General features: G+C 68.1%; 19 protein-coding genes. 14 read left to right on the forward strand and 5 right to left on the reverse strand.

Going from position 1 to position 18,075, the window contains the following annotated elements:
• Positions 1-94 precede the first annotated feature (94 nt).
• Positions 95-1,105, forward strand: coding sequence for an AraC family transcriptional regulator (locus tag KHO22_RS22205; protein WP_211949328.1), 1,011 nt, complete (start codon positions 95-97; stop codon positions 1,103-1,105).
• 88 nt (positions 1,106-1,193) lie between these two features.
• Here the strand turns inward: KHO22_RS22205 and KHO22_RS22210 are convergent, their stop codons facing one another.
• On the reverse strand, positions 1,194-1,337 hold the full coding sequence (locus KHO22_RS22210) for an entericidin A/B family lipoprotein (protein ID WP_211949329.1): 144 nt from the start codon (positions 1,335-1,337) through the stop codon (positions 1,194-1,196).
• A 356-nt stretch (positions 1,338-1,693) separates the two neighbouring features.
• Here KHO22_RS22210 and KHO22_RS22215 point away from each other — a divergent pair, with 356 nt between their 5' ends.
• The gene (locus tag KHO22_RS22215; protein ID WP_211949330.1) at positions 1,694-1,876 is read left to right on the forward strand and encodes a hypothetical protein; all 183 of its coding nucleotides are present in this window, start codon (positions 1,694-1,696) and stop codon (positions 1,874-1,876) included.
• Here KHO22_RS22215 and KHO22_RS22220 read toward each other — a convergent pair.
• Complete coding sequence (locus tag KHO22_RS22220; protein ID WP_211949331.1) at positions 1,873-2,685, reverse strand: SDR family NAD(P)-dependent oxidoreductase; 813 nt, start codon at positions 2,683-2,685, stop codon at positions 1,873-1,875. The genes KHO22_RS22215 and KHO22_RS22220 overlap by 4 nt on opposite strands.
• A 170-nt stretch (positions 2,686-2,855) precedes the next feature.
• Here KHO22_RS22220 and KHO22_RS22225 point away from each other — a divergent pair, with 170 nt between their 5' ends.
• Positions 2,856-3,830, forward strand: a complete 975-nt coding sequence (locus KHO22_RS22225; protein WP_211949332.1) for a GlxA family transcriptional regulator — start codon at positions 2,856-2,858, stop codon at positions 3,828-3,830.
• 173 nt (positions 3,831-4,003) lie between these two features.
• Positions 4,004-4,342, forward strand: a complete 339-nt coding sequence (locus tag KHO22_RS22230; protein ID WP_211949333.1) for a hypothetical protein — start codon at positions 4,004-4,006, stop codon at positions 4,340-4,342.
• A gap of 167 nt (positions 4,343-4,509) precedes the next feature.
• On the opposite strand, the gene KHO22_RS22235 is transcribed toward KHO22_RS22230, so the two are convergent.
• Entirely contained in the window at positions 4,510-5,124 is a 615-nt protein-coding gene (locus tag KHO22_RS22235) for a nitrogen fixation protein NifQ (RefSeq protein WP_211949334.1), read from the reverse strand.
• A gap of 415 nt (positions 5,125-5,539) precedes the next feature.
• On the opposite strand from KHO22_RS22235, the gene KHO22_RS22240 reads away from it, so the two are divergent.
• Positions 5,540-6,130 (forward strand): HD domain-containing protein, encoded by a 591-nt coding sequence (locus KHO22_RS22240; protein ID WP_211949335.1) that lies wholly within the window; start codon positions 5,540-5,542, stop codon positions 6,128-6,130.
• Positions 6,131-6,182: 52 nt separating this feature from the next.
• Positions 6,183-7,553 carry an MFS transporter gene (locus KHO22_RS22245; protein ID WP_211949336.1) on the forward strand — a complete coding sequence of 457 codons (1,371 nt, stop codon included), beginning with the start codon at positions 6,183-6,185 and terminating at the stop codon, positions 7,551-7,553.
• A 49-nt stretch (positions 7,554-7,602) separates the two neighbouring features.
• Here the strand turns inward: KHO22_RS22245 and KHO22_RS22250 are convergent, their stop codons facing one another.
• On the reverse strand, positions 7,603-8,643 hold the full coding sequence (locus tag KHO22_RS22250) for an AraC family transcriptional regulator (protein WP_211949337.1): 1,041 nt from the start codon (positions 8,641-8,643) through the stop codon (positions 7,603-7,605).
• Between the two features lie 146 nt (positions 8,644-8,789).
• Between KHO22_RS22250 and KHO22_RS22255 the strand changes: the two genes are divergently transcribed.
• The 5 genes from KHO22_RS22255 (at position 8,790) to KHO22_RS22275 (ending at position 14,091) form a co-directional block, all read left to right on the forward strand.
• Positions 8,790-9,566, forward strand: a complete 777-nt coding sequence (locus KHO22_RS22255) for a glucose 1-dehydrogenase (protein WP_211949338.1) — start codon at positions 8,790-8,792, stop codon at positions 9,564-9,566.
• A 37-nt stretch (positions 9,567-9,603) separates the two neighbouring features.
• Entirely contained in the window at positions 9,604-10,110 is a 507-nt protein-coding gene (locus KHO22_RS22260) for a 2,4'-dihydroxyacetophenone dioxygenase family protein (protein ID WP_211949339.1), read from the forward strand.
• A gap of 16 nt (positions 10,111-10,126) precedes the next feature.
• Complete coding sequence (locus KHO22_RS22265) at positions 10,127-11,236, forward strand: glycerol dehydrogenase (protein WP_211949340.1); 1,110 nt, start codon at positions 10,127-10,129, stop codon at positions 11,234-11,236.
• A 33-nt stretch (positions 11,237-11,269) separates the two neighbouring features.
• Positions 11,270-12,793: an arylsulfatase gene (locus KHO22_RS22270; protein WP_230426963.1), complete on the forward strand. Its 1,524-nt coding sequence runs from the start codon at positions 11,270-11,272 to the stop codon at positions 12,791-12,793.
• A 119-nt stretch (positions 12,794-12,912) separates the two neighbouring features.
• Positions 12,913-14,091, forward strand: a complete 1,179-nt coding sequence (locus KHO22_RS22275; RefSeq protein ID WP_211949341.1) for a formylglycine-generating enzyme family protein — start codon at positions 12,913-12,915, stop codon at positions 14,089-14,091.
• A gap of 5 nt (positions 14,092-14,096) precedes the next feature.
• Here KHO22_RS22275 and KHO22_RS22280 read toward each other — a convergent pair whose 3' ends face one another.
• Positions 14,097-14,837: an IclR family transcriptional regulator gene (locus KHO22_RS22280; RefSeq protein ID WP_211949342.1), complete on the reverse strand. Its 741-nt coding sequence runs from the start codon at positions 14,835-14,837 to the stop codon at positions 14,097-14,099.
• A 206-nt stretch (positions 14,838-15,043) separates the two neighbouring features.
• Between KHO22_RS22280 and KHO22_RS22285 the strand changes: the two genes are divergently transcribed.
• The 3 genes from KHO22_RS22285 to KHO22_RS22295 are packed head-to-tail and all read left to right on the forward strand — an operon-like array spanning position 15,044 to position 18,065.
• Positions 15,044-16,036, forward strand: a complete 993-nt coding sequence (locus tag KHO22_RS22285; RefSeq protein ID WP_211949343.1) for a Bug family tripartite tricarboxylate transporter substrate binding protein — start codon at positions 15,044-15,046, stop codon at positions 16,034-16,036.
• Between the two features lie 9 nt (positions 16,037-16,045).
• On the forward strand, positions 16,046-17,221 hold the full coding sequence (locus KHO22_RS22290) for a CaiB/BaiF CoA transferase family protein (protein ID WP_211949344.1): 1,176 nt from the start codon (positions 16,046-16,048) through the stop codon (positions 17,219-17,221).
• A 58-nt stretch (positions 17,222-17,279) separates the two neighbouring features.
• Positions 17,280-18,065 (forward strand): crotonase/enoyl-CoA hydratase family protein, encoded by a 786-nt coding sequence (locus KHO22_RS22295; protein ID WP_211949345.1) that lies wholly within the window; start codon positions 17,280-17,282, stop codon positions 18,063-18,065.
• The last annotated feature ends 10 nt before the right edge of the window (positions 18,066-18,075 follow it).

Below are 18,075 nucleotides of genomic sequence, written 5' to 3' on the forward strand. Positions count from 1 at the left end.
GCACGGTGCTAGTATCGGAGCCCGGCCAGCCCGCTTCCTTGACCAGCCCTCCGGCTTTCTTGCGCGAGACGCCGGATTTGCGAAAGGAGTGACCATGGATGCCCTGTCCGATCTCCTGCGCGCGGTGCAACTGAGCGGCGCCGTCTTTCTCAACGGCGAATTCAAGGCGCCGTGGTGCGTGATCTCCGAAGCCGACAGCAGCCTGCGTGCCGCCTTCCTGCCTGGCACGGGCCCGGTCGTGTCCTACCACCTCATCACCGAAGGCAGTTGCTGGGCCCGCCTGGTCGATGGCGACGGGCCGGGGTTGCGCGTCGATGCCGGCGAACTGCTGGTCGTGCCGCAAGGCGAAGCCCATGTGCTCGGCAGCGATCTCCACCTGTGCCCGATCCCGGCCGGGCCATTGATCGCCGGGATGATCGAGAGCAGTCCGGGCGAGGTCATGCGGCTGTCCTATGGCGGGGCAGGCACCCCCACGCGCATGGTGTGCGGCTTCCTTGCCTTCGACGACATGTTCGGCAACCCGCTGCTCTCGTCCTTGCCCCGGCTGTTCAAGGTAGGTCTGGACGGCGGCGTGGAATCTGCGTGGCTGTTATCCGCCCTCGCGTTTGCCACTTCGGAAGCTGCGGAGCCCAGGGCCGGCAGTGCCACGGTCCTGGCGAAGCTGTCGGAACTGCTGTTCGTGCAGGCCGTGCGGCGTTGCATCGACGGCATGCCGGAAAGCGAACGCGGCTGGCTGGCGGCGCTGCGCGACCGCTATGTCGGCCGCGCGCTGTCGCGCATGCACGCGCGCCCGGCGTATCCGTGGACAGTCGACGAACTGGCCGGCAGCGTGGGCCTGTCGCGCTCGGCGCTGGCCCAGCGCTTCACCGACCTGCTTGGCCAGCCGCCGATGCAGTACCTGGCGCACTGGCGGCTGCGCATCGCGGCCACGGCCTTGCGCAATGGCAGCCAGTCCATCGGCGAAGTCGCCGGCATCGCCGGTTATGACTCCGAAGCGGCATTCTGCCGGGCTTTCAAGCGCGAATTCGGCCTGCCGCCGGCAAGCTGGCGCCGCCATCGCGCCGACCACGCGCCGGAGGCAGCCGAGGCAACCACGGCACCGTGATCCGTCCGTCGCTTATCCAGCCTTGGCTCCACAAATGGCCAGGGGCCCGCAAAGGGCCCCTGGGCTGATGGCCTGCCGACCTGCGGGCTTACATCTTCTGCTTGGTTTCGTCCGCGGCTCCCTGCACCTTCTCGCCACCGCGTTCGATGTCCTTGCCGGCACCGTGGATGGTGTTGCAGCCCGTAATCACCAGCATGCCGGCGAGGGCGAATAGTGCGCACAGCTTTCTCATGACGATTCTCCTTGCTTCGTGTGGAGGCGGGGATGCCCCGCAACGGAAATGAAGGGCTCTGACCGGTAAGTTGAGCGTAGCAAGCAGCAAACCGTGCGGGCAGTCCGCATTCGTCCTACAACGGTGTCAGAGGGCAACGGAAATGGGATGCCGCGCGGCAGGACCAGGCATGCGCAACACGTCATTGCGCCGATTGCGTTGAGCCAGGTCAACAGGCCAACGATAGCCTGGCGCGCGGCCCCCGTGCGCTGTCCATACTGGAACCAACGAGGCGTGCGCGTCAGATCCCCTGGCGGGACGATGGCCAAGGCCGGGCAGCGCAGCCGATACATCTATCCAATTTGACAGACAACACCATGCCCTTCCGCCTGAGGTTCAGCCCCAACGACATCTACCCCGACGCGCTCGAAGCGCGTCTGGCCGAACTGCACGAGATCGCCGCCGATGTGCAGCGCGCCCAGGAACGCCTCTGGCGCAAGCACGGCACCCTGCTCCCGCAGGGCGCTGCGTCCCAGGACAATCCGCCCACGCGTCACTAAGCCCGCGTTCCGGCCGGTTGCAGATAGCGCGCGGCTGGCGTGGCGAGGGTCAGGTGGCCGGACATGGCCTGCCGCGCAGCCTCGTAGGCGGTCCACTCGCCGCCGTCCTGCAGCGGCGGGATGGTGACCACCTCGCCCTGGTCGAACCCCACCAGCGCCGCATCGACCATGTCGTCGGCGCGCATCACCCATTCCGCGGGCAGGTTCTCGTGCGCCGACCCGGCGATGTCCCAGAACTCCGTCGCCGTCGCGCCCGGCAGCACGGCCTGCACCCGCACGCCCTTGCCGGACAGTTCGTGCTGCAGCGAATGGCTCAGGGCCAGCACGTAGGCCTTGGTCGCGCCGTAGACGCCATTGAGGAGCTCGGGACTGATGGCCACGACCGACGCGATATTGATGATATTGCCGCGCCCGCGCTCCACGAACCCCGGAGCCGCGGCATAGACCAGGCGCGTCAGCGCCGTGACGTTGAGGCCGATCATCTGCTCCATGCGCTCGATATCCGCCTCCAGCAGCGGCGCAACCGCACCAAACCCGGCATTGTTCACCAGCGTGTCGATGTCCTTGTCCGCGCGCAGGATTGCCTCCACGCGCGCCAGATCGGCGTGCTTGCCAAGATCGGCTGCGACGATGCTGACATTGCGCCCGGTCGTCTCGCGGATGCGCTGCGCGACTTCCGACAGCCGTTGTTCATTGCGCGCGACCAGGATCAGGTCGTGGCCGCGCCGTGCGAGCCGGTCGGCATAGATGGCGCCAATGCCCGAAGATGCGCCGGTGATAAGGGCCTTGCCCGGGGTCGTGGTTTTCATGCTCAACTCCTGTGTGCATTGAAAGGATCGGATTCCATTCTGGACGCTGGAGGCAATGTCTCAAATGACCAAAAACCATCAAAAAGAGACACACAACCCGATCTGCACGAAGTCCGGAGGGGGCTTACAATGGCTGGCACTACTTGCATGAAACCTCTGATCCGGACACCATGAGCGCACGTATCGGACTCGTCGTATTCCCCGGCTTCCAGTTGCTCGACCTGTCGGCCCTGACCGTCTTCGAGCTGGCCAACCATGGCCGGCAACCCGCGCCCTACGAAGTGGCGGTGGTATCGCATGGCGGCGGGTTGATCAGGAGTTCCTCGGGCGTCGCATTCGAGACCCAGCCGATCGGCAAGCGGCGCTATGACACGCTGATGGTTGCCGGGGCGACCGAGGTGATGCCGTCGGACCCGGAACTGATCCAGCAGTTGCGGCGCGCGGCGCCACGTGCGCGACGGGTGGCAAGCATCTGCACCGGCGCATTCATCCTTGCGGAAGCCGGATTGCTCGAAGGCAGGCGCGTCACCACGCACTGGGCCATGGCTCACGAACTGCAAAAGCGCCATCCGTCCGTCACTGTCGATGAAGACCGAATTTTCGTGCAGGACGGTCCGGTCTGGTCATCGGCGGGCATGACCGCCTGCATCGACCTTGCGCTCGCCCTGCTCGATGCCGACCAGGGCGCATCCGTGGCCAGGAGCGTGTCGCGCAAGATGGTGATCCACTACCGGCGTACCGGCGGCCAGTCGCAGTTCTCCACGCTCGCCGAGCTGGAGCCGAGTTCCGACCGGATTCGCGAAGCGCTCACATTCGCGCGCGAGAACCTGCGCGAGCCGCTATCGATCGTCCAGCTCGCCGAGCATGTGCATTGGAGCCCGCGTCATTTCAGCCGGGCTTTCCAGCTGCAGACGGGCCTGACGCCGGCCAAGGCCATCGAGAAGCTGCGGCTCGAAGCCGCGCGCGCCCTGATCGAGAAGGGGGAGTCGTCCATCACGCGCGTGGCCGCACTGACCGGCTTTGGCGACGAGGAGCGCATGCGCCGCGCGTTCCTGCGCGCGCTTGGCAAGCCGCCGCAGGCGCTGGTGCGCGAGATGCGCGCCCGGCGCGACGAGCCGTTGGCGGTCCTGGTCGCGGCGGCCTGAGCGCGGCAGCCACGGAAGCCGTGGCAGCGATCATCGCCAGACCCGGGCGCCAATTGTGAACAACTGTGATATGCGATTGGCAAGGCGCTGGGGCTACGGAAGAATGGGTAGTTCGATGCGGCGTGGCCAGGGAAGGATCGGGCCGCGGGGCAAGTTCTTCCGACGTAGCCACCATGAAACGACCAACCCGGGAATGTGTACTCGCGCTGATCGCCTGCTTGCGGGATGCTGGCCCCCTGCGCCGCGACCATCTTGCCAGCGCGTGCCGCCTGTCCGCTGCCGAACTCACACGCGCACTGAAATCCGCCCGCCAGATGGGCGTGGTCGAACATCTGCCGGCGGATGACGACGTTGCGCAGACCGAGCGCCTGTTCGGCCTGACCGGCCGGGCCCTGCCCCCGGCGCGGCGCGTAGCCGCGCGAGACGCCGAAGGCGGCCCCAGCTTCCAGCCGCTGCTGGATGCCTGGGGCATCGCCCGGCCAAGCCGGCGCCGAGGCAGCCACCCGCCATGAAGCGGCGGCAACGCGTTGGATGGAGTGACCCGCGCAGTCCCGGCGCGGTGCCAGATGATCCCCTCGCGGTGTACCCCGTACCACCACCCCTATTAGCCCCCATTACGGCGCATGCCGCCGCCGGTTCCCGAAGACCTGCGCAAATACACCTGGCATGCCCTGGCGGCTCAGACCGCCTTGCCGACCGGCAGCACGGCCACCACGGCAGGCACGGCCATGCGGATCTCGGCGCCGTGGCAATGCGCGAACTGGTCGCAGCCATCGCAGGATGGCTCGGGACAAGGATGCAGGTCCAGCCGTTCGCAGACGCGATGGTAGAAGAACTTCTTCCACTTCATGTCCGTGTTGTTGGCGAGAAAGACGGGCTCGAACGTCTGCCGCAGCAAGCGCGAAACATCGTCGCGGCCTGAAAGGCCCATGTCCTGCCAGAGGTGGGTGCGGCCGAAGCAGCCGCACGCGAGCGCGTGCGCGGCCCATCGGACATGGCTGCCCCCGGCACCTTGCGAGCGCCCGTCCCACAGCATTTCCACGATGTCACCGAACTCGCACGGCAGCGTGGCCAGGTCCGCCGGCGGCGCGTCGGGCTCCCACCCGGCCGAAGCGGCACCGGGAAACCAGGTGTCGAGCATGTCCCGGAATTCGCCCGGCGGCAGCCCCAGCCACTGGGCAAAGCGCGGCAGGCAGCCCGCGGCGGCGCTTTCCAGCACGCCGGACAAGGCCCGCGATACCGGATCGCCCGGATGCGCGGCGAATGCATCCAGCAGAAGCAGGGAATGGTTCATGGAGCGCAATATAGATGCCTATATAACGATAGTCAAACCATGGGCTGGCGTGCTCTCGGCCGCGTCCCGGTGGATCGGGCTCAAACCCCCAACGCCGCGGGGCAAGGGAACCCGCGTCAGCGTATGCGCCGGTAGCTTGCGCTCATGAATTGCGTCCATTCGCCGTTCGCGCCCGGGACGTATGAGGCAAGCGTGCCCGGGGGGAGCGACTGCGGCGAGGCCTGAACCTTTGCCGCGAAGCATTGCGATCGCAGAAGCTGGCCGGCCTCCCCATCCGCTTAAGTCCCCTCCGATAAGTCCCGCCATGGTTTTCCCTTTCCCACCCGCGCCGAGCGTTGCGAGGGCAATCGCCTCGCGCCAACATCGTCGCACTCGTTGACACGAGGCATGACCTGAGTATCCACGGGAGATCTCCATGACGCAGCACGCCACGTTCCGGCGCATGCAGGACAGCACGGCCGAGGACTGGGCCATCATCCGCCCCGAAGCGGCGCGCTTCGGCGCCGGGCTGCCGGACCGCATCCTCGCCCATCTCAGGTTGCTGGAAGGCGACTACGGCGGCTTCCCCGTCGACCGCTACACCCATTGCCTGCAGACCGCCACTCTCGCCCTGAAGGACGGCCGCGACGAGGAGTACGTCGTCTGCGCCCTGCTCCACGACATCGGCGACACGCTCGGCTCCTGCAACCATCCGGACGTCGCGGCCGCCATCCTCGAACCGTTCGTGTCTGAGGCCAACCACTGGACCATCAGGCATCACGGCATCTTCCAGGGACACAACTTCTTCCATCACGTCGGACTGGACCGCAATCTTCGCGACCGCTTCCGCGAGCATCCGCACTACGACCGCACCGTCGAGTTCATCGAACGCTACGACAGCCCTGCCTTCGACGCCGACGCGCAGACCTATCCGATCAGCGTGTTCGAGCCGATGGTGCGGCGCGTGTTCGCCGCACCGAAGCGTTCGCTATACCGGCCGGCGGTACAGACCTCGCAGACCCGGTAGGGCCACGGGAGGCAGCATCAATACAACGACACATCACAACGGAGGAGACAACATGGCAGGCACACCCCCAATCATCGACGTCAAGCGGTTCATCGACGAGCAGCGCTTTTCCCCATACCAATGGGGCATCCTGGCGGTCTGCTTCCTGATGATCGCCATCGATACCTACGACGCCGTCGCCGTCGGCTTCGTCGTCCCGGTACTGATGCAGGAATGGCACATCGGCAAGGAGCTGTTCGGCCCGGTGATGAGCGCATCGATCCTCGGCATGGCGATCGGAGCGCTGGTTTCCGGACCGCTCTACGACCGCACCACGCCAAAGACGGTCATGGTGATTTCCATGATCCTGTTCGGCCTGTGCAGCCTCGGCACCACCCTGGCAGACACGCCCCTCGCTCTGGGCATCTGGCGCCTGCTGACCGGCATCGGCATCGGTGCGGCCGTGCCGGGGGCCACCACGCTGGTGTACGAATACGCGCCGGCACGACGCAGCGCACTCGTAGTCAACACCATGGCCTGCGGCGGCATGATCGGCGCGGCATCCTGCGCCATGACGGCGGGCATGCTGATCCCCGCCTATGGCTGGAAGAGCCTCTTCCTGGTGGGCGCGGTGGTGCCCATCGTGCTCGCCCTGGTCGTGCTTGCCACCATGCCCGAACCCTTGCGCTTCATGGTGCTGCGCGAATGGCCGGCCGAACGGATCGCCAGCGTGCTGCGCCGCATCGCTCCGGGTCATGCCTTCGACGGCGCGCGCTTCGTCTTCTCGGAAGAACAGGGCGCCGACCGAAAATCTGGCATGGCGGTCATGCTGTCGAGTCGCCTGCGCACCGGCACGCTGATGCTGTGGCTGACCTACTTCGCCGGCACCTTCGCCTACTACCTGCTGATGGGCTGGATGCCGACGCTGGTGCAGGAAGCCGGCGCCTCGCTGCGCCAGGCCACGATGGCCACCAGCCTGCTGTCGCTCGGCGGCATCGTGGGGGCCTTCGGCGTGGGCTGGATGATGGACCGCTTCGAGCGCAACGGCGTGGTGGCGCTGGCCTTCGTGGTGGGCGGCGTGTCGGTGTGGATGATCGGCCAGCAGACCTCGCATCCCGTGCTGCTGCCGCTGTTCATCTTCCTCGCGGGTGTCGGCCTGAACGGCGCGATGTTCTCGATGGGCGGGCTGGCCGCGATGTTCTATCCGACCAGCGGACGTTCGGCGGGCGTGGCGTGGATGTACGGGGTGGGCCGGATCGGCGGCATCCTCGGGCCGATTGTCGGCGGCATGCTGCTGCGGACCAGTGCCGGCTCTGGCATGTTCTTCACGGTGGTGATGGCGACGGTGATGGTGCCGGCGGTCGCGCTGTGGATCAAGCGCCGGGCGGCATCCCGCGCGGAAGCGGGCGGCACGGGCGCCATCGGCACGGACGTGGCGGCCTGACTGCCTGCGGGGCCGCGGCGGCCTCGTTCACGCCGGCGGCGTACGCGCCCTACCGGCCCTCGCGAAGCTGGCGCCGGTACTGGTGCGGCGTCGCGCCCTTCCACCGGCGGCAGGCGCGGATGAAGTTGGAGACTTCGCCATACCCCAGCGCCTCCGCCACCTGCTCCAGCGTCAGGCCCGTCGCCAGCAGTTCGTCGGCGAGGGTTTCACGGACCTCCTCCTGCAACTGGCGGAACGTGGTGCCCTCCTCCGCCAGCCGGCGGCGCAGCGTGCGCGACGTCATGTGCAGTTCATCGGCGAGCATCTCCATGTCAGGCAGGTGGCCGGGGCGGGCGACCAGCCGGTCGCGCAGGCGCCCGGCCAGCCCGTCGCGCGCACGGCGCTGGGCCAGGATCGCCTGGCACTGCGCCTCGCACTGGCGTGCCACGTCCTCGCTCGCGCCGGGCAGCGGACGGTCGAGATAGCCGGTCGCGTCCTTGACGATCCGGTTCTCGGCGGCGCCGAACTCGGGCGTCATGCCAAACAAGGCTTCATAGGGCCGCACATCGGACGGCTCGGCCATGCGCAGGCTCACGCTCGTCACCGGCAGGTCCGCCTGGACGAGATCCCGCGCGATGCTCGCCATGGTCGCGCAGCCCCGGTCAACGATGAAGGTGCGCACGTCTTCCGGCACGCTGCTGTCGTCGAGCGTCGACACGATCGAATCCCCCTGCACTTCCGAGTGGATGCGCGGGAACGGATAGGCGAGGTCCACATACCGCACCGCCATCGCCACCGCGTGGCGCAGCGTGGCGCAACTCAGCAGCGCAAACCCCCAGATGCCGTAAGTCGTTACCCGGTACCGCCGCCCGGCGTCGATGCCGATGCCCGGTATATGGCCGAGCGCCGCCACGAGGTTGCGGATCAGCCGCAGTTCCTGATGGGCCTCCACCACCGCCCCCGGGTCCGACAGGCGCTGCCAGTCGATCCCCGTGCCGGCCAGGCAGCGGTCGCCCGTCAGGCCATGGTCGAGGCCGAACTGGACGAGCAACTGCACCCCCGGACCGTTGTGCCGGGGGAAATTACCGAACTGCGGACTGGACTGCGGCATGGCGTCAGGAGGCTGAAAAACGGGCTGTCCGGAAATGACAATTTTCTGTCCGAATATGCCATAACGCGGGCGACAGCGCCAACTTAGGATGGCGCCACATGGAAACCGGCCACACCGCGAGCCGGAAGATGGAGACACAACCTCAAATGCGATTGCAGAACAAGATTGCGCTGGTCACCGGCGGCGCTTCCGGCATGGGCCTCGCCTTCACCCGGCGCCTTGCCCGGGAAGGCGCGAAGGTCTGGTTCACCGACATCAACGAAACCGGCGGAAAGCAGGCCGAGCAGGACCTGAAGGCGGCCGGGCTCGACGTGGCATTCCTGCCTCACGACGTATCGGCCGAAGCCGACTGGCTGCGCGTGCTCGACCGCATCCGCGCCACCGATGGCCGGCTCGGCGTGCTGGTGAACAATGCCGGCATCGCCATCTCGCACAACATCGAGACCTGCACGGTCGAGGACTTCGACCGGACCATGAGCATCAACCTGAAGAGCGTCTTCCTCGGCTGCAAGCATGGCCTTGCGCTGATGAAGGAGACCGGCGGCTCGATCATCAATGTCTCGTCGATCACCGCGATCTGCGGCGAGCCGGTGGCGCTGGCCTACAGCGCGTCGAAGGCCGGCGTGCGCTACCTGTCGAAGTCGGTGGCGCTGCACTGCGCCGAGAAGGGCTACGCCATCCGCGTCAACAGCCTGCATCCAGGCTATATCGACACCCCGCTGCTGGCCGGCAGCAATGCCGGCGGCCGCCTGACCGAGGCCGAGGTGATGGCCTCGCGCGTGCGCATCGGCGGCGAGATCCCGCTGAAGCGGCGCGGCACGCCCGACGAAGTGGCCGGCGCCGTGCTGTACCTGGCGAGCGACGACTCCACCTATGTCACCGGCACCGAGCTGGTGGTCGACGGCGGCTACGCCTGCCACTGACCGCATTCCGACAACGACAAACCCACGGAGACCCCACATGGCACTTCCCGCCGTCCAGACCGAGCAGGACCGCCTGCTGACCGTCGACACCACCGCCCACCCTTTCCTCAAGTCCCTCGGCGGCCACGCCGGCACCGACATCTTCCCGCTCTACCTCGACCCGTACAACGGCCTGATGGTGATGCGTGCCCGCTTCGCGCCGGGCCTCACGCTGCCCCTGCACTTCCACACCGGCGCGGTGCACATGTACACGATCTCCGGCTGCTGGTACTACACCGAATACCCCGACCAGAAGCAGACCGACGGCTGCTACCTGTTCGAGCCGGGCGGTTCGATCCACCAGTTCAACACGCCCGCCGACGGCGGCCCGACCGAGGTCATCTTCATGCTCTTCGGCTGCAACGTGAACTACATGCCGGACGGCACCTTCCTGGGCCTGTCCGACGCCGGCCTCATCAAGAACTGGGTCGACCGCGCGGTCCAGGAGCAGGACAACGGCCTGCAGTACATCGCGGCCGCCGCGCCGTCGTACTCGGCCAAGTGACCTCCGGAGCGATTCGATGTTGCGCATGATGGGTTTCCCCGGCCAGTACGTGCAGGGGCCCGGCGCCCTGCGGGAACTGGGCGGACTGCTGGCGAAGTCGGGATGGAAACGGCCGCTGGTGCTGTGCGACGCCATCGTCACCGACAAGATCTGGCCGGTGGTGTCCGACGGCCTGCAAGCGGCCGGTCTTGCCGCGCGGCACGTCCTGTTCCCCGGCGAATGCACGCGGTCTGCCATCGACGCCCTGGCAGATCGTTCGCGCAAAGGCAGCCATGACGTGGTGGTCGGCCTCGGCGGCGGCAAGGCGCTGGACACGGCCAAGGGCGTGGCGCTGGCACTGGACGTGCCGATCGCCGTCTGCCCGACCATCGCGTCCAACGACGCCCCCACCAGCCGCGTGATCGTGCTGTACGACGAGGCCCACCGTCTGGCTGGCGCGGAGTTCCTGAAGTCGAACCCGGCCGCGGTCATCGTCGATACGCAAGTCATCGCCCAGGCCCCCGCGCGCTTCTTCGCGGCCGGCATCGGTGACGCCATCAGCAAGAAGTTCGAAGCCAGGCAATGCAAGGCGACCGGACGCAACAACGTCTTCGGCACGCCGCCGCTCGACACGGCCCTGCTGCTGGCAACCGCCACCTATGACACGCTGGTGAAGCACGGCCCCGCCGCGTACCGCGCCGTGCTCGAACACCAGGCCGACGAAGCCGTGGAGCGCGTGGTCGAGGCCACCGTGCTGCTCAGCGGCGTGGGGTTCGAGGGCGGCGGCTTGTCGCTGGCCCACGGGCTGACGCGCGGCTTCAGCGCCATTCCGGCCCTCGCCAGCGTGCTGCACGGCGAGCAGGTGGCCTTCGGCGCGCTGGTGCAACTGGTCGCCGAGGGACGTCCGCAGGCGGAGATCGACGAACTGCTCGACCTGCTCTGCACGGTCGGCCTGCCGGTCACGCTGGCGGCACTGGGCCTGCCCTCCACCCAAGCCACCGCCGCCGTGGCGCAGATCGCCGATCTCACGCTGGCCGGCCAGGCCAGCCAGATTCTCAGTCCGCCCCTCACCCCCGCCCGGCTCGAGACCGCGATCTGGCGCGCCGACCGGATGGGCGCCGCCGCGCTGAAGCGCCGCAAGCCATAACACGCCGGCAACAGACCGGCTACTGGAAGAGACATGATCAAGCATTGGAAGCAAGCGCTCGCGGTGGCCGCCACGCTGTGTGTGCTCGGGCCAGCCGCGTCGGCCGCCCCGCAGAAGCCGAACATCCTCGTCATCTGGGGCGACGACATCGGCTGGGAGAACGTCAGCGCCTACGGCATGGGCGTGATGGGCTACACCACTCCGAACATCGACAGCATCGGCAAGGAAGGCATCCGCTTCACCGACCAGTACGCGCAGCCGTCCTGCACGGCGGGACGCGCCGCGTTCATCACCGGCCAGTACCCGATCCGCTCGGGCATGACCACGGTCGGCCAGCCCGGCGACAAGCTCGGCTGGCAGTCCGCCTCGCCCAGCCTGGCCGACGTGATGAAGCAGGCCGGCTACCGCACCGGCCACTTCGGCAAGGCCCATATGGGCGATCTCAATCCGCACCTGCCGACCGTGCACGGCTTCGACGAGTTCTTCGGCAACCTCTACCACCTGAACATCGAGGAACAGCCCGAGTACCACGACTACAAGGCCTACGCGGAGAACTACCCTGGCGGCCCCAGGGCGTTCGCGGCCAAGTTCGGTCCGCGCGGCGTGCTGCATACCTTCGCCACGGACAAGGATGACCCGACCGAGATGCCGCGCTTCGGGCGCATCGGCAAGCAGACCATCGAGGACACCGGCGCCCTCACCATGAAGCGGATGGAGGACTTCGACGCCGCCGAGGTCATCCCGAAGGCCATCGACTTCATGGACCGCTCGCAGAAAGCCGACAAGCCCTTCTTCGTCTGGCTCAACACCAGCCGCATGCACCTGTACACCCACCTGAACGACAAGTGGCGCTACGCGGCGGCGAAGTACACCCACGAGGATGACCTGCACGGCGGCGGCATGATGCAGCACGACCACGACATCGGCCTCGTGCTCGACTACCTGAAGAAGAGCGGCCTCGACAGGAACACCGTGGTCTGGTACTCCACCGACAACGGCCCCGAGCATGCGTCGTGGCCGCATGGCGCCACCACGCCCTTCCGCGGCGAGAAGATGACCACCTACGAGGGCGGCGTGCGCGTGATCTCCATGCTGCGCTGGCCGGGCGTGGTCAAGCCGGGGCAGGTGCTGAACGGCATCCAGGCGCACCAGGACATGTTCACCACCTTCGCCGCCATCGCGGGCGTGCCGGACGTGAATGCGCGCATGCTGCGCGAGAAGAGGCAATACATCGACGGCCTCGACAACCTCGACTACTGGACCGGCAAGTCGTCCGAAAGCGCGCGCAAGGACGTCCTGTACTACTACGAAAGCAAGCTGGCGGCCGTGCGCATGGGGCCGTGGAAGTTCCACTTCTCGCAGAAGGAGGACTACTACGCCAACCTGCAACCGCGCACGATCACGATGCTGTTCAACCTGCGCAGCGATCCGTTCGAAAGCTACGACAGCAAGGACTCCTACGGCCATCTCGTGCAGAAGGCCGCGTGGATGGCGGGCCCGCTGGGCGAGACTATTGCCGCCCACCTGCGCACGCTGGCCGAGTATTCCCCGGTGTAGCCCGCCAAGTCGTTCGACCGCTCGAACATGGTGCAGGACTTCCTGAACCAGCAGGCGCAACTCAGGAAGCAGCAGGCGCAGCCGGCCCCCGTGAAAGAAGTGAAGGAATAGAGGCAGGCATGGCAGTGACAGCAGTCTCCGCGCCGCGCCGGCAACGCCGGCGGGCCATGCAGGTGCTCGTGGTGGCCGCCCTGGCCGCCACGGGCGGCGGCTATGCGTGGTGGCACGCCAGCGCCGCAAGGCCCGCCGGCCAGCCGATCCCGATCGGCGACGGCGTGACCGGGCCTGCCGGCATGGTCCACATTCCCGGCGGCGAGTTCCTGATGGGCAGCGACAGCAAGCTCGCGCAGCCCAACGAAAAACCGGCCCACAAGGTGCGGGTGCACGGCTTCTGGATGGACCGGCACCACGTGACCAACGCCGAGTTCCGCCAGTTCGTGGAGGCGACCGGCTACGTGACCACCGCCGAACGCCCGCCGGAATGGGAGACGCTGAAGGTGCAACTCCCGCCCGGCACGTCCCGCCCGCCCGACAGCGCCCTCGTGCCCGGCGGCATGGTCTTCGTCGGCACGCCGGGGCCGGTGCCATTGCAGGATTTCTCGCAATGGTGGCGCTACGTGCCCGGTGCCGACTGGCGGCATCCCGACGGCCCGGGCAGTTCCATCGACGGCAGGGAAGAACACCCCGTCGTGCAGGTGTCCTGGGAGGACGTCCAGGCCTACGCCGGATGGGCCGGCAAGCGCCTGCCCACCGAGGCCGAATGGGAGTTCGCCGCACGCGGCGGGCTGGAGCAGGCCACCTACGCCTGGGGCGACCGGTTCGCCCCGCAGGGAAAGCAGATGGCGAATGTGTGGCAGGGCCAGCAGGCGCAGCCGTTCCCGGTGCTCAGCCCGAAGGCCGGCGGCGCGCTTGGCACCAGCCCGGTCGGCACGTTCCCGCCCAACGGCTACGGGCTGCCCGACATGACCGGCAATGCGTGGCAATGGGTCGCCGACTGGTATCGCGCCGACCAGTTCCGGCGCGTGGCCGCGTCGGGAGGCCTGCAGCAGGACCCGCGCGGGCCGTCCGACGCCTGGGACCCGGACGACCCCGGCGTGCCCGCCAACGCGCCCCGGCGCGTGACGCGCGGCGGCTCGTTCCTGTGCAACGAGGACTATTGCCTGAGCTACCGCCCCAGCGCCCGGCGCGGGACCGACCCGTACAGCAGCATGTCGCACCTCGGCTTCCGGCTCGTGATGGACGACCGCACCTGGACGGACAGGCGACAACGCAAGGTGGCGTCAGCGCCCATGCAGTGAGCGGATCAGCCCTCGCCGAGGAGCCCGTTGCGCACCTCGCGCAGCGCCTCCAGGTAGGCGTCGCGATGCTTGCGCATGCGGTCCGCCGGGCCCGCCAGCGAGATCCCGGCCGGCTGCCCGGCCAACCAGCCGGTGACCGCGAGGCCATCGACACCCTCGGCGCCCTCTTCCCGCGCCTCGTGCCAGCCGCGCTGGCGGCCTTTGGCGATATCCGCCATCAGCCTGTCGACATCGACGATGGTGTGCGGCGTCACCTGGCGGCGCTGGCTCTTTTCCAGCGCCGCACGCGCCTCATCCTCGGGCAGCAGTGCGAGCAGCCCCTTGCCCAGCGCCGACGCATGCAGCGCGGCGCGGCTGCCCACGTCGATGATGTAGCGCAGTGGCTGCCGGCTCTGCTGCATGGCGACGACCTTCACCGCCGTCGGCTCCAGCAGGCCAAAGAAGGCGCTTTCGTTGGTGCGCTCGACCAGCTGGTCGACGGCTTCCTGCGCGGCCGTGGTCAGCGGGTCGTTTTCGGCGATCTGGCGGGTGAGTTCCGCCAGCCGGCCGGTCGGATAGAAGCGGCGCGTGCGCGTGGTGCGCATCAGGTAGCCCAGGCTGTGGAGCGTGTGCAGCAGGTCGGACGTGCTGGTCTCGGGCAGTGACAGCTGGCGCGCCATCTCGGAATTGGACAGTTCGCGCTGCTCGCGGGCGAAGACTTCAAACACCGCCATGGCACGGCCGGCGGCGGGAATCATGGTGGGCATGGGTATCCACGGATCGTTCGGTATCGGACAGCACTATACGAAATTTCGTAGACAACAGGAAGTGGCAAATCCGGGCTCGCGATACAGCGCATGTATTGATCGACATACCAAAAGTATTTTTCAGATCGCCGCCGCCTCCTTAGCATCCAGGAAACCCGGCTTGCGGGATCAGAACACCAGAACGACAGGACTGACAAGGAGACGACATGGCATTCCACTGCGCCAGGCGACGCCGGATGGCGGCATCGCTGCTGCTGTTCGCATTGCCCTCGGTACTGACCGGCTCGCTGGCAATGGCCCAGACCGACTACCCGAACCACCCGGTCAAGATCATCGTGTCGCTGCCGCCAGGCAGCGGGGCCGACACCACGGCCCGCTACATCGCCCAGCATCTGTCCCGGACGTTTCACCAGCCCTTCGTGGTCGAGAACCGCCCCGGCGCCAACGGCTTCATCGGCGCGCGCGCAGCGGCCGAGGCGGCGCCCGACGGCTACACGCTGTTCATCGGCAGCAACTCGTCGATGGTCACCAACGCGGCCGTGTTCAAGAGCCTGCCGTACGACCCCGTAAAGGACTTCGTGCCGGTGGAGCGCATCGCCCGCTTCGCCATGGTCGTGGTGGTGCCGTCCAACTCCCCGTACAAGGCGCTCGGCGACCTCGTCGGTGCCGCCCGCAATGCGCCCGGCAAGCTGAACTACGCCGCCGGCAGCGCGGGCTACCAGGTCTACGTCGAACTGTTCCACGAGCGCTTCGGCATCAAGGGCAACCCGATTGCCTACAAGGGCACCGCGCCGGCCATGACCGACGTGGCCGCCGGCAACGTGGACTACTCCATCGGCGAGATCAGCGCAGTGCTGCCGCTGATCCGCGCCGGCCGCATGCGCGCGCTGGCCGTGACCGACTCCCGCCGCCTGAAGGAACTGCCGCAGGTGCCCACCGTGGCCGAGAGCGGCGCGCCGGGCTTCGAGGTCACGGCCTGGACCGGCCTGTTCGCCCCGGCCAGGGTGCCCGCGCCGGTCGTCAAGGCGCTTTCGGACGCCGTGCGCACCGGGATGCAGCAACCCGACAGCGTGAAGTTCATCGAGAACCTGGGCGCCACCGTCTACCCGGGCAGCCCGCAGCAGTTGCGCGACTTCCAGCTCGCCGAGATCCAGCGCACGCGCGACATCGTCCGGACCGCCGGCATCCCCGTGGAGTAAGGACCCGATATGCAAGACAACAAACCGAAGCAGGGTCCGCTCGCGGGCATCCGGGTCATCGAACTGGCCGGCATCGGTCCCGGCCCGCTGGCCGGCATGATGCTGGCCGACATGGGCGCAGAGGTGCTGCGCATCGAGCGTCCGGGCGACACCGACCTCGGCGTGAAGCGCGAGCGCCGCTTCGACCTCATGCTGCGCAACCGCAAGTCGATCGCGCTGGACCTGAAGGACCCGCACAGCGTGGCCATCGTGCTGGAACTGGCGGAGAAGGCCGATGCCCTGATCGAGGGCTTCCGCCCCGGCGTGACCGAGCGCATGGGCCTCGGTCCGGACGCCTGCCTGGCGCGCAATCCCCGCCTCGTCTACGGCCGCATCACCGGCTGGGGCCAGCACGGCCCGCTGGCGCACACGGCCGGGCACGACATCAACTACATCGCGCTGACCGGCGCGCTCAACGCCATCGGCCAGCGCGGCGGACCGCCCGCGATTCCGCCGGCCTACCTGGGCGACTTCGCCGGCGGCGGCATGTTCCTGGTCTCCGGCGTGCTCGCCGCGCTGATCGAGGCCGGCAGGTCCGGCAAGGGCCAGGTCGTCGATGCCGCCATCGTCGATGGCGCCGCCGCGCTGGGCGCGGTGTTCTTCGGCATGACCGCCGCCGGCCAGTGGCGGCAGGAACGCGGCACCAATGTGCTCGACTCCGGCGCGCACTACTACAACGTCTACCAGTGCAAGGACGGTGGCTGGATCTCGGTCGGCCCGATCGAGGCGCGCTTTTATCGCGACCTGCTCGCCCTGATCGGCGTGGATCCGGCCAGCCTGGGCGCCCAGGCCGACCCCGCCAACTGGGACGCCGCCAGCGCCGCGCTGGCCGAGGTCTTCCGCACGCGCACCCGCGATCAATGGTGCGCCCTGCTGGAAGGCACCGACGCCTGCTTTGCTCCCGTTCTCAGCTACGAGGAAGCGCCCCGGCACCCGCACCTGCAGGCGCGCGGAACCTTCGTCGAGGTCGACGGGATCATGCATCCCGGCCCCGCGCCGCGCTTCAGCCGCACGCCGTCGGTGCCGCCCTCGGCGCCGCGCGCGCCCGCTGCGCGCGATATCGCGCAAATCCTGGCTGGCTGGCTGCCACCCGACCGCATCGACGCGGCACGCGCCGCGTCGGAACAAGCGTGCCGGTGCGCCTGAACCTGCCCCGATTCAAATCGGCCGGACAACCCGGCCTCTCTACATGCCTGTGCAAACCATGAGTCCTTTCCTCGATATCCAACGCGAAGGCGCCATCGCCGTCGTCACCATGAACCGTCCGGAGACGCGCAATGCCCTCTCGGACAACGACGCCGTCGAGGCGCTGGTGGCGATGTGCGAAGCGGTCAACCGCGACCACTCCGTGCGCGTGGTCGTGCTGACTGGCGCCGGCCCCGCCTTTTCATCCGGTGGCAACCTCAAGAGCCTGCGCACCACCTTCGGGCGCGAGTCGGGCGAGCCGGTCATGGCCCGCTACGCCTACCGCGACGGCATCCAGCGGCTGCCGCTGGCGCTGTCGAACCTGGAAGTGCCGGTGATCGCCGCCGTCAACGGCCCGGCGCTCGGCGCGGGCAACGACCTCGTCTGCACGTGCGACATCCGCATCGCGTCGGAGCAGGCGATCTTCGCCGCCACCTTCGTCAAGCTGGGCCTGATCCCGGGCGACGGCGGCGCGTGGCTGCTGCCGCGTGCCGTGGGCATGTCACGCGCAGCGGAGTTGTGCTTTACCGGCGACACCATCGACGCCGCGCAGGCGCTCGAATGGGGCCTCGTGTCCCGCGTGGTGCCGCCCGAAGCGCTGATGCCCACGGCGATGGAGCTGGCGCAGCGCATCGCGGCCAATCCCGGCCACGCGCTGCGCATGGCGAAGCGGCTGCTGAAGGAAGGCCAGCACGCCCGGCTCGACACCATCCTCGAAATGTCGGCCGGCTTCCAGGCGCTCGCCCACCACACCGCCGACCACGAGGCCGCGCTCGACAGCTACATGGCGAAGCTCAAGCGCTAAGGGGACAGGC

The organism is Cupriavidus yeoncheonensis (genome assembly GCF_905397275.1).
Lineage (GTDB): Bacteria > Pseudomonadota > Gammaproteobacteria > Burkholderiales > Burkholderiaceae > Cupriavidus > Cupriavidus yeoncheonensis.